Below are 13744 nucleotides of genomic sequence, written 5' to 3'. Positions count from 1 at the left end.
CTCTGTCTGGGTTAATCGCGGCTCGAACCAGGTGCAATCACCTCGCGCGAACCGTTGGTATTCATTGGGGTGACGACGCCGGCCATTTCCATGGCTTCGATCATCCGCGCAGCGCGGTTGTAGCCGATCTTCAGTTTGCGCTGCACCGAGGAGATGGACGCTCGGCGGCTTTCCAGTACGAAGTTAACCGCTTCGTCGTACAGCGGATCCGACTCGCTGTCGTCGCCACCTTCAGAGCTGCCGCCACCGCCATCGAAGCCACCGCCGCCCTCTTCGGAGCCGGCGAGGATGTCTTCGTTGTAATCCGGTGCGCCACGTAGTTTCCAGGCTTCGACCACGCGATGCACTTCATCGTCGGACACGAACGCGCCGTGAACGCGGATCGGCAGGCTGGTGCCTGGTGGCATGTAGAGCATGTCACCGTGGCCAAGCAGCTGTTCGGCGCCGCCCTGGTCGATGATGGTACGCGAGTCGATCTTGCTCGATACCTGGAACGCCATACGGGTCGGAATGTTGGCCTTGATCAGACCGGTGATCACGTCCACCGACGGGCGCTGCGTGGCGAGAATCAGGTGAATACCGGCCGCACGCGCCTTCTGGGCGATACGGGCAATCAGCTCTTCGACCTTCTTGCCGACGATCATCATCATATCGGCGAATTCGTCGACGACCACGACGATGGTTGGCAACGTTTTCAGCAGCGGCGCTTCGTCTTCCATGCTTTCGCGGCGATACAGCGGATCCGACAGCGGCTCGCCTGCTTCGATGGCGTCCTTCACCTTGCGATTGAAGCCTGCCAGGTTACGCACGCCCATCTTCGACATCAGCTTGTAGCGGCGCTCCATCTCGGCAACGCTCCAACGCAGTGCGTTGGCCGCCTCCTTCATGTCGGTAACGACCGGGCAGAGCAAGTGCGGAATGCCTTCGTAGATCGACAACTCGAGCATTTTCGGGTCGATCATGATCATCTTGGCGTCTTCTGGCCCTGACTTGAACAGGATCGACAGAATCATCGCGTTCACACCCACCGACTTACCGGAACCGGTGGTACCGGCGACCAGCAAGTGAGGCATCTTCGCCAGGTCGGTAATCACCGGCTTGCCGCCGATGTCATGACCCAGGGCCAGGGTAACCGGCGATTTGGCGTCATCGTATTCAGGGGTCGACAGCACTTCTGAGAACCGCACGATCTGGCGGTTCTCGTTGGGGATTTCAATACCGACCGTGGTCTTGCCAGGAATGACTTCCACGACGCGCACGCTGGTCACGGCCAGCGAACGAGCAAGGTCTTTGGCCAGGTTGGCGATACGGCTGACTTTGACGCCCGCTGCAGGTTGAATTTCGTAGCGGGTAATCACCGGGCCGGGATGGATCGAGTCCACCGAGACTTCGACGCCGAACTCCTTGAGTTTGATTTCCAGCAGATGCCCAACGCCTGCCAGGGATTCGGGCGAGTATTCGATCTTTTTCGCTTCGGCTGGGTCGAGCAGCGAGATAGGTGGCAGTGTGCCTTCCACGGCGCTGTCGACGAACAGCGGCGCCTGCTTCTCTTTCTGCACACGCTTGCTCGGCTCAGGGGCCTTGGGTGCGATCGGTGCGGAGATAACCGGAGCCGGACGGCTTTCACGCTCGATCATGTGTTTGTTGAGCGACTCTTCGCGCTCGATCAGGCGCTCTTTGACCTTGGCCTGCTCGCGACGATCCTTGACTACTGGCGCTGCGACGTCATGGACACGCTCGTCCACTTCACGCAGCTGCGCGACCAGTTGTTTACGCTCCTGACGCGAACTCCACCAGCGATTGATGACGCTTTGCACCAGCTCCAGCAGATCCAGGGTGATCTTGCCGGTCAGATCCATTACCTTGAACCAGGACAGGTCGGTGAATACGGTCAGACCGAACAGGAACAGTGCGATAAACAACAGTGTGCTGCCCTGCACGTTGAGAGCCGCAACAGTCAGTTGCCCCAGGCTCTCGCCGAGTGCGCCGCCCGCCGAGGCTGGCATGCTGGCACCAGTCTGAAAATGGATATAGGCTAGCGCCGCACCAGACAGCACCAGGAAAACCAGGCCAATCAGGCGCCAGGAGAACAGCCAGCCGCTCCAGTGCCAGGGCTCGTGGCGCGCACGGAATACCTGCAGCGCCTTGATGCCCAGCAGCAACGGGAACAGATAGGCGAAATAGCCCAGTGCCATGAACAGCACATCGGCGAACCAGGCACCGGCGCGCCCAGCAGCGTTGTGAACCTGCTCCACATTGCTGGTATGGGTCCAACCCGGATCTGCCGGGTCGTAAGTGAGAAGCGCCATCCACACATAGAGACACAGCGCACCCAAGGCGATGAGTGCGCCTTCTTTAAGGCGATATGGCAATTGCTGACGCCAGGCTGGCGCCGGTGCTGTAGAGCTAGAATTCTTCAAAACGCATCTGTTCCTGCGCTGCTAGCGCGCCGAATGATCGGTGGAGGACGAAACGCCGATATTGTACGGCATGCCGGCTGGGCGTTGGGGAAGCTATCGCCTGGCTGGCTCCCGCTCGTCCCGTGCTTCGGTGTAGCATAGCTGCCACTATTCGTCCGTGCGGCTCAATTTGAGCATGCATTCTCTTTCGTGACAAAGGCTTATGAGGTGTTTTTATGAGCGAAGTCAAGCATTCCCGCCTGATTATCCTGGGCTCCGGACCAGCCGGCTACAGTGCTGCGGTGTACGCTGCTCGCGCCAACCTGAAGCCTGTCATCATCACCGGCATTCAACCTGGCGGTCAGCTCACCACCACCACCGAAGTCGACAACTGGCCCGGTGACGTCGAAGGCCTGACAGGCCCGGCCTTGATGGAGCGCATGCAAAAACATGCCGAGCGCTTCGACACCGAGATCATCTACGACCACATCCACACTGCCGAGTTGCAGAGTCGTCCATTCACCCTCAAGGGCGACAGTGGCACCTACACCTGTGACGCACTGATCATCGCCACCGGTGCCTCGGCTCAGTATCTGGGCCTGCCTTCCGAGGAAGCGTTCGCCGGCAAGGGCGTTTCCGCCTGCGCGACCTGCGATGGCTTCTTCTATCGCAACCAAGTGGTTGCCGTTATCGGCGGCGGCAACACCGCTGTCGAAGAAGCGCTGTACCTCTCCAACATCGCCAAGGAAGTGCACCTGGTGCACCGCCGCGACAAGCTGCGTTCGGAGAAAATTCTGCAGGACAAGCTGTTCGACAAAGTTGCCAACGGCAACATGCGCCTGCACTGGAATCACACACTCGATGAAGTGCTTGGCGACGCCACCGGTGTAACCGGTGCACGCCTGCGCAATACTCAGGACGGCACCACCACCGACCTGCCGCTGGCTGGCGTGTTCATCGCCATTGGCCACAAGCCCAATACCGATCTGTTCCAGGGCCAGCTGGAAATGCGCGATGGCTATCTGCTGATCAAAGGCGGCAATGAAGGCAATGCCACCGCTACCAGCATCGAAGGCGTGTTTGCCGCTGGCGACGTGGCGGATCACGTCTACCGCCAGGCCATCACCTCGGCCGGCGCCGGCTGCATGGCGGCTCTCGACGTCGAAAAATTCCTCGACGACAACTGATGGTTCAGGGCGGGGTAAAACCCGCCCTCCCCCGCTGCGGTCTCGCCAATGCTCACCTGGTTGCAACGCGACTCACTGACCTTCCCGCCACTCGACAAGGCCCTGCGCGAGCCTAATGGCCTGCTTGCGGCTGGCGGTGATTTGCGCGCCGAGCGCCTGATAGCGGCTTACCGTCACGGTTGCTTTCCGTGGTTCCAGGATGGTCAGCCAATCCTCTGGTGGTCGCCCGACCCGCGCACCGTGCTGCTTCCTGGCGAAGTGCACATGTCCCGCAGCCTACGCAAGGTCATCCGCCAGGGTCATTTTCGGGTGACGTTCGACCAAGCTTTCGCCGAGGTCATCCGCGCCTGCGCCGCGCCTCGCCCCTATGCCGATGGCACCTGGATCACCACACCCATGCAGCAAGCCTATATCGAGCTGCATGCAAAGGGCGTGGCGCATAGCGTGGAGGTCTGGCAGGACGAGCAATTGGTCGGTGGTCTTTACGGCCTGGCCATGGGCAAGCTGTTTTTCGGCGAGTCGATGTTCAGTCGTGCCGATAATGCTTCAAAAGTTGGCTTCGTGACGCTGGTCGAGCACCTAAAAGCCTGGGGCTTCGAGCTGATCGATTGCCAAATGCCGACTCAACATCTGCACAGCCTCGGCGCCCGAGCCATCAGTCGTGCGCAGTTTGCCGACTACCTGCAACGTTATCTCGATCAGCCCAGTGACGCTGACTGGTTGAGCACGCTGCAACCCGCAGATGGCTGATCGGCCACTTCTGGTAGAGCCTTATGGCATGGCATACACTCATTCGAGGCTAACCCTAGGGAGTCATCATGACTGAGCTGGCTCGCCTGAAGTTTTACGCCACACAACCGCACCCCTGCAGCTATCTGCTCGAAGAACAGGCTACCACGCTGTTTCTCGACCCCAGTCAGCCCATGGACGTCGGCGTCTATGCCGAGCTTTCCGAACTCGGCTTTCGTCGCAGTGGTGATCACCTCTACCGCCCGCATTGTCAACGCTGTACAGCATGTATCCCAGCGCGGATTCCGGTCGCCCGGTTCGCTCCAAACCGACAACAGCGGCGCATTTTCAAACGCAATGCATCGCTTGAGGTTCGCGCGGTAAGGCCTTCATTCAACGAAGAGTATTACCAGCTCTACGCACGCTACATCGAGCAGCGTCACGCCGATGGCGACATGTACCCACCCAGCCGAGAGCAGTTCTCGACCTTCCTGGTTCGTGACCTGCCCTTCTCATGCTTTTTCGAGTTTCGCGATAAAGGCCAGTTGCTGGCCATCGCCGTGACCGATGTTCTGCCCAACGGTTTATCGGCGGTTTACACCTTCTACGAGCCAGATGAAGAGCGCCGGAGCCTGGGGCGCTTTGCAATTCTCTGGCAGATCGATGAAGCCGTGCGCAGGGATCTGCAAGCCGTGTATCTCGGGTACTGGATCAAGAATTGCCGGAAGATGAACTACAAGACTCAATACCGGCCAATCGAGCTTTTCGTCAACCAGCGCTGGGTCGTCCTGACCTGACTTCGTCGGTTATCACCGTCTTTCGGTTGCGAAACAGAGACAGCCCCTTGGCGTCAACCCTGTTTTTCGGGCACAATGCTTGCCGCTTTTGCCTGGGGCCAGTTGCGCCGGGCCATTCTCTGGATACCGAGGGCTTTACTGCATGTCGAAAGAAGACAGCTTCGAAATGGAAGGCACTGTCGTCGACACCCTGCCCAACACCATGTTTCGCGTGGAGTTGGAAAATGGGCACGTCGTTACCGCGCACATCTCCGGAAAGATGCGCAAGAATTACATCCGCATTCTGACTGGTGACAAGGTCCGCGTAGAGCTGACCCCGTACGACCTGAGCAAGGGTCGCATCACCTATCGCGCCCGCTAACAGAGAAAGAGCTCAGCTCCCAGCTCTGTTTCAGTGGTACAAAAAAGCCCGGCGATTGCCGGGCTTTTTTGTGCTTTAGAACTGTAATGACAAAGGGCGCATCAAGCGCCCTTTGTCAGTTTCAGGCCATTTCCGCTGTTGTCTCGAAGTCGAACGTCAGCTCGCCATTCTCGAGATTCACATGCACCGTGCCGCCGTGCTCGGAGAGTTCGCCAAAGAGGATCTCCTCCGCTAGTGGTCGCTTGATGCGATCCTGAATGAGGCGAGCCATTGGCCGAGCCCCCATTTGTACGTCATAGCCCTGTTCTGCCAGCCAGTCACGCGCAGCATTGCTGACCTCGAGCATGACGCGTTTATCTTCGAGCTGCGCCTGCAGCTCGATGAGAAACTTGTCGACGATGCTCTTGATCGTTTCGTGACTGAGTCGGCCGAACTGGATGATTGTGTCCAGACGGTTGCGGAACTCCGGGGTAAAGCTCTTTTTGATGACTTCCATGGCATCGGACGAGTGATCCTGATACGTGAAGCCGATCGATGCCCGCGACGCAGTTTCGGCGCCGGCGTTGGTGGTCATGATCAGGATGACGTTGCGGAAATCCGCCTTACGCCCGTTGTTATCGGTGAGCGTGCCGTGATCCATGACCTGCAGCAGCAGGTTGAAGACTTCCGGATGCGCCTTCTCGATTTCATCGAGCAGGAGCACGCAATGCGGCTGTTTAGTGATCGCCTCGGTCAGCAAGCCACCCTGGTCGAAACCGACATAGCCGGGCGGCGCACCGATCAGACGCGAAACGGTATGACGCTCCATGTACTCGGACATATCGAAACGCACCAACTCAACACCCAGCGCCTTGGACAGCTGACGCGCCGCCTCGGTCTTGCCGACACCGGTCGGGCCGGCGAACAGGAACGAGCCAACCGGCTTGTCCGGCGCCTTGAGGCCTGCGCGCGACAGTTTGATGGCGGTGGCCAGCGAGTCGATGGCAGCGTCCTGGCCGAACACAGTCAACTTGAGGTCACGCTCCAGATTACGCAGCAATTCCTTGTCGGAGCTGCTGACGTGCTTTGGCGGAATGCGCGCGATCTTGGCGACGATGTCTTCGACCTGCGGAACGTCGATGCGCTTGAGGCGCTTGTCCTGCGGCTGCAGGCGCTGGAAGGCACCCGCCTCGTCGATCACATCAATGGCTTTGTCCGGCATGTGTCGATCATTGATGTAGCGCGAGGCCAGTTCTGCAGCGGCGCGTAGCGCTTCATCGCTGTATTCGATGTCATGGTGCTGCTCGAAGCGCCCTTTGAGGCCCTTGAGGATGCCAATGGTGTCTTCTACGGACGGCTCGACCACATCGACCTTCTGGAAGCGTCTCGCCAACGCACGATCCTTCTCGAAGATGCCGCGAAATTCCTGGAACGTGGTGGAGCCAATGCAACGGATCTCACCCGACGACAGTGCCGGCTTGAGCAGGTTGGAGGCATCCATTACGCCGCCTGACGCTGCACCTGCACCGATGATGGTGTGAATCTCATCGATGAACAGGATCGCGTGTGGGCGTTTGCGCAGCTCGGTCAACAGCGCCTTGAGGCGCTTTTCGAAGTCGCCACGGTACTTGGTGCCTGCGAGCAGTGCGCCCAGATCCAGGGAATAAACCACGGCTTCGGCGAGCAGATCAGGTACCTGATTGTCGACGATGCGCTTGGCCAGGCCCTCGGCGATTGCGGTCTTGCCGACACCGGCCTCACCGACCAGCAGTGGATTGTTCTTGCGACGACGCGCAAGAATCTGTGCGACACGCTCGACTTCGTGTTCGCGGCCAACCAACGGATCGATACGACCCTGGCGAGCCAGTTCGTTGAGATTGCTGGCATAGGCATCCAGCGGATTACTGGACGAAGACGACTCACCACCCTCTTCATCCGGCATTTCCTGCTCGGAATCTGGTGACGCGCCCTGTCCTGGCACCTTGGAAATGCCATGCGCGATGAAGTTGACCACGTCGATGCGCGCGACGCTCTGCTGCTTGAGCAGAAACACGGCCTGGCTTTCCTGCTCGCTGAAAATCGCCACCAGCACGTTAGCGCCGGTCACTTCACGCTTGCCGGAGCTTTGCACGTGGAATACCGCACGCTGCAGCACACGCTGGAAGCCCAGCGTCGGCTGAGTTTCGCGATCTTCGTCATGCTGGGGGATAAGCGGCGTGGTGGAGTCGATGAACTCCTGCAGATCGCTGCGCAGCTTGTCCAGACTGGCGCCACAGGCGCGCAGCACGCTGGCAGCTGCCTCATTGTCCAGAAGAGCCAGCAGGAGGTGCTCTACCGTCATGAATTCATGACGCTTTGCGCGTGCCTCCTTGAAGGCAAGATTGAGGGTGACTTCGAGCTCTCGATTTAACATAGCTTCACCTCATGCCCAAGGGCCGGCGTTAACCGTCCTTCTCGATTTCACAGAGTAATGGATGCTGGCTTTCCCGCGCGTACTGGTTGACTTGCGCGGCCTTGGTCTCGGCGATATCGCGGGTGTAGAGCCCGCAAACGGCGCGACCTTCAGTGTGCACGGTCAACATGATCTTGGTCGCCACCTCGCGATTGAGGTTGAAGAAGGTCTCAAGTATCTCGACCACGAAATCCATGGGGGTGTAGTCATCATTGAACAAGACCACCTTATAGAGCGGAGGCGCCTGCAATGCCGGCTTGGACTCCTCGACGGCCAAGCCTGAAGAGTCGTCCTCATGCGGTGCGGGTCGATCCTGATTGAATGTTAGTCGAATCTGGCTACTTGCATGCATGCTGGATAAAAGGTTCGTGGAGGTGAGTGGTGCGGGTCGCAAAAAGTCAGACCCGTTTATCGTCGTTTCGTGCGCTGCCTTGACTATCGGCAAAAGGGTGTTACAACCAACAGATACCCCTACGGGGCGAAAGGGCTTGCGCTTACAGGGAAACCCCGTGAGCGCTGGATCTAATGTGGATGATACTCCAGCAATGGGGTTCCTTGCAGAGGGATATCGGCATGCTAAGTGGTAAGGTCAAGTGGTTCAACAACGCCAAAGGCTACGGATTCATCCTGGCTGACGGCCGAGATGAGGACCTGTTCGCCCATTACTCGGCCATCCAGATGGATGGGTACAAAACCCTCAAGGCCGGCCAGGCCGTCAGCTTCGATATCATTCAGGGCCCCAAAGGTCTGCACGCCGTAAATATCAGCGCCGCACAGACCGCTAGCGAGGTCAGCGCACCGGCTGCAAGCAGAGCTCAGGCTGCCCCCGTCGAAGCCTGATATACCGTACCACTTACCAAAACCGGCTTTAAGGCCGGTTTTTTATGCCTCCAAAGCAGCTTTCGACGTCGCGCGGAAAGGCCTGCAAAAAGTCGGCAGCCTGTTCGATAGACGCCTGTGCGCAACTCGGCAGCCTGTTTTGATATACTCGGGCGCTGACTGAGTAGTCATAAGGGCGCATTTGCCTGGAGTACGGCTTCCAGCATCCGCCGCGCGGCCCTCTGAGGCGATCAGTATCGCTGTAGGTCGATTGCGGCACCCAACATCATCGGGATGGAACTTCGAATTCACATCATTGATGCCGCGCTGTGGCCAGAAGCCACCTCACCCGGATCAGTGCCGTGCAAGTTCAGTAAAGAGAGAGTTAAATCAAATATGACCACACGCTCGAAGATCATTTACACCCTCACCGACGAAGCCCCAGCGCTCGCGACCTACTCCCTGCTCCCCATCGTCAAAGCCTTCACCGCCTCTTCCGATATCGCCGTCGAGACCCGCGACATTTCGCTGGCTGGCCGTATCCTGGCGCTGTTCCCCGAGTATCTGACCGACGCGCAGAAACAGGGCGACCACCTTGCCGAGCTGGGCGCGCTGGCTACAACGCCAGAAGCCAACATCATCAAACTGCCGAACATCAGTGCCTCTGTGCCGCAGCTCAAGGCTGCCATCAAGGAACTGCAGAGCCAGGGTTATGCCCTGCCCGACTACCCGGATGCCGACGACAGCGAACAGGCCCGCGACATCCGCAGCCGCTACGACAAGGTCAAGGGCAGCGCCGTGAACCCGGTTCTGCGTGAAGGCAACTCCGATCGCCGCGCCCCGCTGTCGGTCAAGAACTACGCCCGCAAGCACCCGCACAAGATGGGCGCCTGGGCCGCCGACTCCAAGTCCCATGTGGCACACATGGAAAGCGGTGATTTCTACGGCAGCGAAAAAGCAGCCCTGATCGACGCTAAAGGCAGTGTGAAGATCGAACTGATCGGCGCCGACGGCAGCTCCACTGTGCTGAAAGAGAAAACCTCGGTTCTGGCTGACGAAGTCCTGGATTGCTCGGTGCTGAGCAAGAAGGCCCTACGCAGCTTCATCGCCGCTCAAATCGAAGACGCCAAGAAACAAGGCGTGCTGTTCTCGGTTCACCTGAAAGCCACCATGATGAAGGTCTCCGACCCGATCATCTTCGGCCAGATCGTCGCCGAGTTCTACAAGTCGGCACTGGACAAGCACGCTGCGGTCCTGCAGGAAGCCGGCCTGAACCTGAACAACGGTATTGGTGACCTGTACGCAGTCATCAAGAAGCTGCCAGCCGACAAGCAAGCTGAAATCGAAGCTGACATCAATGCCGTTTACGCCGCTCGTCCGGCGCTGGCGATGGTCAACTCCGACAAGGGCATCACCAACCTGCACGTGCCGAGCGACGTGATCGTCGACGCCTCGATGCCGGCGATGATTCGTGACTCTGGCCGCATGTGGAATACCGCTGGCGAGCTGCAAGATGCCAAGGCTGTGATCCCTGATCGTTGCTATGCCGGTATCTACCAGGCCGTGATCGAAGATTGCAAAGCCAATGGGGCTTTCAACCCGACCACCATGGGCAGCGTGCCGAACGTTGGTCTGATGGCGCAGAAAGCCGAAGAGTACGGCTCCCACGACAAGACCTTCCAGATCCAGGCCAACGGCGTGGTTCGCGTCAGCGATGCCAACGGCAAGGTGCTGATGGAGCAGAACGTTGAGGAAGGCGACATCTTCCGCATGTGCCAGACCAAAGACGCCCCGATCCAGGACTGGGTCAAGCTGGCGGTCAACCGCGCTCGCCTGAGCAACACCCCGGCGGTGTTCTGGCTGGACCCGGCTCGTGCTCACGACGCTGAAATGATCAAGAAGGTCGAGAAGTACCTGAAGGATCACGACACCAGTGGTTTGGACATCCGCATCCTCGCCCCTGTTGAAGCCATCAAGTTCTCCCTGGCTCGTATCCGCGACGGCAAGGACACCATCTCGGTGACCGGCAACGTACTACGTGACTACCTGACTGACCTGTTCCCGATCATGGAACTGGGCACCAGCGCCAAGATGCTGTCGATCGTCCCGCTGATGAACGGCGGTGGCCTGTTCGAAACCGGCGCCGGCGGTTCCGCGCCAAAGCACGTACAGCAACTGGTTGAAGAAAACTTCCTGCGCTGGGATTCGCTGGGTGAGTTCCTGGCTCTGGCTGCTTCCCTGGAGCACCTGGGCAACACCTACGACAACCCGAAAGCACTGGTGCTGAGCAAGACCCTGGATCAGGCCACCGGTCAGTTCCTCGACAACGACAAGTCGCCTGCGCGCAAGGTCGGTGGTATCGACAACCGTGGCAGCCACTTCTACCTGGCGCTGTACTGGGCTCAGGCTCTGGCAGCACAGAGCGAAGATGCCGCCCTGCAAGCGCAGTTCGCCCCGCTGGCCAAGGCACTGAGCGACAACGAAGCCAAGATCGTTGCCGAGCTGGGCGCCGTACAGGGCAAGCCAGCCGAAATCGGTGGCTACTACGCGCCGAACAAGGAGCTGACCGAAAAAGTCATGCGTCCGAGTGCGACCCTCAACGCAGCTCTGGCCTCGCTGGCTTAAGTAATGCGCTGATCTAGCGATACCGACAACCCCGGCCTTGCGCCGGGGTTGTCGTTTTCAGAATTCGAAAAGGAGTCAGCATGACCTGGCACGCACATGTCACCGTGGCCACCATCGTCGAACACGAGGGGCGCTTTCTGTTCGTCGAAGAGCTGAAAGGTGGCCGCCTGGTGCTCAACCAGCCCGCCGGCCACCTGGAACCGAAGGAAAGCCTGCAGCAGGCAGCCGTGCGCGAAACGCTCGAGGAGACCGGCTGCGACGTCGAGCTGACCGGCGTCACCGGCATCTACCTGTACACCGCGCCGAGCAACGGCGTGACCTATCAACGTATCTGCTTCGTCGCCGACCTGGTAGAGCACCATGCCGAGCGTGCACTGGACAGCGACATCAGCGGCATTCGCTGGCTCACATACGACGAACTGCTGGCCGAGCGCGACCGCCTGCGCAGCGAGCTGGTATTGCGCTGCCTGGATGACTACCTGGCGGGTGCCCGCTTCCCAGTGAGCCTCATCCACGACCCCATGTGAAAGCCGCTCGTGCGCGGCAGACTGAAACGCGCCGCGCATCCTGTTAGAATCTCGCCCCTTTGAAGCCTGTATTGATTCCGACCATGCAAGATCCAGCCTCCCAGCGCGTAATCGTCGGCATGTCCGGCGGCGTCGACTCCTCCGTCTCGGCCCTGCTGCTGCTCGAACAGGGCTATCAGGTCGAAGGTCTGTTCATGAAGAACTGGGACGAAGACGACGGCACCGAATATTGCACCGCCATGGACGACCTGGCCGATGCCCAAGCCGTGTGCGATCGCATCGGCATCAAGCTACACACCGCCAACTTTGCCGCCGAGTACTGGGACAACGTGTTCGAGCACTTCCTGGCCGAGTACAAGGCAGGCCGCACGCCCAACCCGGACATCCTGTGTAACCGCGAGATCAAGTTCAAGGCGTTCCTCGACTACGCCCTAATGCTCGGTGCCGACCTGATCGCCACCGGCCATTACGTGCAACGCCGCGATATCGACGGCCGCAGTGAACTGCTCAAGGGCCTCGATCCGAACAAGGATCAGAGCTACTTCCTGCATGCCGTAGGCGGTGAACAGATCGCCAAGACCTTGTTCCCGGTTGGCGAGCTGGAAAAACCGCAAGTTCGCGCAATCGCCGAAAAATACGAGCTGGCCACTGCCAAGAAAAAGGATTCCACCGGTATCTGTTTCATTGGTGAGCGCCGCTTCAGTGATTTCCTCAAACAGTACCTGCCGGCGCAGCCAGGCAATATCGAAACCACCGAAGGCGATGTGATCGGCAAGCACCACGGCCTGATGTATCACACCATCGGCCAGCGCCAGGGGCTGGGCATCGGCGGCCTCAAGGATGCCAGCGACGAGCCGTGGTATGTGCTGCACAAGGACCTGACTCGCAATGTGCTGGTGGTCGGCCAGGGTAATGAGCATCCGTGGCTGTTCTCCCGCGCCTTGCTCGCCTCGCAGATTTACTGGGTCAACCCCATCGAGCTGGATGCGCCGCGCCAACTGACCGCCAAGGTGCGCTATCGGCAGGCCGATCAGACCTGCACGCTGGAGCGTAGCGCCGACGGCTACCGCGCTACCTTCGATCAACCACAACGCGCTGTAACGCCTGGCCAGTCCGTAGTGTTTTATGAAGGCGATGTCTGCCTTGGCGGCGGCGTGATCGAAAGCGCCGAGCCTTGGAGCGAGGGCGCCCTACGATGAACCCTATTCAAGAACAGCTGATTGCACTCGGCGCAGTGTTTCAAGCTGCAGTAATGGTCGACAAGATCGCCAAGACCGGCCAAGCCGCCGAAAGCGAAGTAACTTGCCTGATCGGCAGCCTGCTGGTGCGTGACGCCAATGGCACGCTGGACGTATACGGCGGCGATGACTTGAACCTGCGCGAGGGCTACCGCGCCCTGGTCAGCGCCTTGGAGCGCGACCCTACCAGCCTGCAGCGTGAGCCGCTGCGCTATGCCCTTGCCCTGCTCGGCCTCGAGCGCCAACTCGACAAGCGCGGCGATCTGCTGCAGTTGATGGGCAACCGTCTGGACCAGATCCAGAGCCAGGCCGACCACTTCGGCATTGGCCACGAGAACGTCATCTCCTCGTGCGGCGCGTTGTATCAGGACACCATCAGCACCTTCAAGCAGCGCATCCAGGTGCAGGGCGACAGCCGCTTTCTGCAACAGCCGGCCAATGCCTCGAAAATACGCGCACTGTTGCTCGCCGGCATTCGCTCGGCGCGCCTGTGGCGTCAGCTCGGCGGGCATCGCTGGCAGCTGGTGTTCAGCCGCCGCAAATTGCTGCGCGAGCTGTACCCGATGCTGCGTGGCTGATTTTCACACCGACTCCATGTGCATCTCACTCGTCGAATGACTCGGCGGCTGCA

General features: G+C 59.5%; 12 protein-coding genes. 9 read left to right on the top strand and 3 right to left on the bottom strand.

The features are described from left to right. Window positions 1-11: 11 nt before the first annotated feature. Entirely contained in the window at window positions 12-2420 is a 2409-nt protein-coding gene (gene ftsK / locus BUC40_RS14610) for a DNA translocase FtsK (RefSeq protein ID WP_073266908.1), read from the bottom strand. Window positions 2421-2635: 215 nt separating this feature from the next. Here ftsK and trxB point away from each other — a divergent pair, with 215 nt between their 5' ends. The 4 genes from trxB (at window position 2636) to infA (ending at window position 5473) form a co-directional block, all read left to right on the top strand. Next, window positions 2636-3586, top strand: a complete 951-nt coding sequence (gene trxB, locus BUC40_RS14605; protein WP_073266907.1) for a thioredoxin-disulfide reductase — start codon at window positions 2636-2638, stop codon at window positions 3584-3586. A 48-nt stretch (window positions 3587-3634) separates the two neighbouring features. Continuing rightward, complete coding sequence (gene aat / locus BUC40_RS14600) at window positions 3635-4336, top strand: leucyl/phenylalanyl-tRNA--protein transferase (RefSeq protein ID WP_073266906.1); 702 nt, start codon at window positions 3635-3637, stop codon at window positions 4334-4336. Between the two features lie 68 nt (window positions 4337-4404). After that, window positions 4405-5112, top strand: coding sequence for an arginyltransferase (locus tag BUC40_RS14595; RefSeq protein WP_073266905.1), 708 nt, complete (start codon window positions 4405-4407; stop codon window positions 5110-5112). A 142-nt stretch (window positions 5113-5254) separates the two neighbouring features. After that, a complete protein-coding gene (infA, locus tag BUC40_RS14590; RefSeq protein WP_002553999.1) occupies window positions 5255-5473 on the top strand; it encodes a translation initiation factor IF-1 in 219 nt (72 codons plus the stop codon). A 121-nt stretch (window positions 5474-5594) separates the two neighbouring features. Here infA and clpA read toward each other — a convergent pair whose 3' ends face one another. Both clpA and clpS read right to left on the bottom strand, forming a co-directional pair. Continuing rightward, a complete protein-coding gene (clpA, locus tag BUC40_RS14585) occupies window positions 5595-7865 on the bottom strand; it encodes an ATP-dependent Clp protease ATP-binding subunit ClpA (protein WP_073266904.1) in 2271 nt (756 codons plus the stop codon). A 28-nt stretch (window positions 7866-7893) separates the two neighbouring features. Further along, a complete protein-coding gene (gene clpS, locus BUC40_RS14580; protein WP_073266903.1) occupies window positions 7894-8256 on the bottom strand; it encodes an ATP-dependent Clp protease adapter ClpS in 363 nt (120 codons plus the stop codon). 221 nt (window positions 8257-8477) lie between these two features. Between clpS and cspD the strand changes: the two genes are divergently transcribed. From cspD to hflD, 5 genes are all read left to right on the top strand, one after another. Continuing rightward, window positions 8478-8744, top strand: coding sequence for a cold shock domain-containing protein CspD (gene cspD, locus BUC40_RS14575; protein ID WP_073266902.1), 267 nt, complete (start codon window positions 8478-8480; stop codon window positions 8742-8744). A gap of 375 nt (window positions 8745-9119) precedes the next feature. Further along, window positions 9120-11348, top strand: a complete 2229-nt coding sequence (locus BUC40_RS14570; protein ID WP_073266901.1) for an NADP-dependent isocitrate dehydrogenase — start codon at window positions 9120-9122, stop codon at window positions 11346-11348. Window positions 11349-11428: 80 nt separating this feature from the next. Then, window positions 11429-11875, top strand: a complete 447-nt coding sequence (locus BUC40_RS14565; RefSeq protein WP_073266900.1) for an NUDIX hydrolase — start codon at window positions 11429-11431, stop codon at window positions 11873-11875. Window positions 11876-11958: 83 nt separating this feature from the next. Next, complete coding sequence (mnmA, locus tag BUC40_RS14560; protein ID WP_073266899.1) at window positions 11959-13074, top strand: tRNA 2-thiouridine(34) synthase MnmA; 1116 nt, start codon at window positions 11959-11961, stop codon at window positions 13072-13074. Beyond that, complete coding sequence (hflD, locus tag BUC40_RS14555; protein ID WP_073266898.1) at window positions 13071-13691, top strand: high frequency lysogenization protein HflD; 621 nt, start codon at window positions 13071-13073, stop codon at window positions 13689-13691. The genes mnmA and hflD overlap by 4 nt, the downstream gene beginning before the upstream one ends. The last annotated feature ends 53 nt before the right edge of the window (window positions 13692-13744 follow it).

This window comes from Phytopseudomonas punonensis (genome assembly GCF_900142655.1).
GTDB lineage: Bacteria > Pseudomonadota > Gammaproteobacteria > Pseudomonadales > Pseudomonadaceae > Aquipseudomonas > Aquipseudomonas punonensis.
Note: the sequence above shows the minus strand (reverse complement) of the source record. Positions and strands in the feature narration are given on the sequence as shown.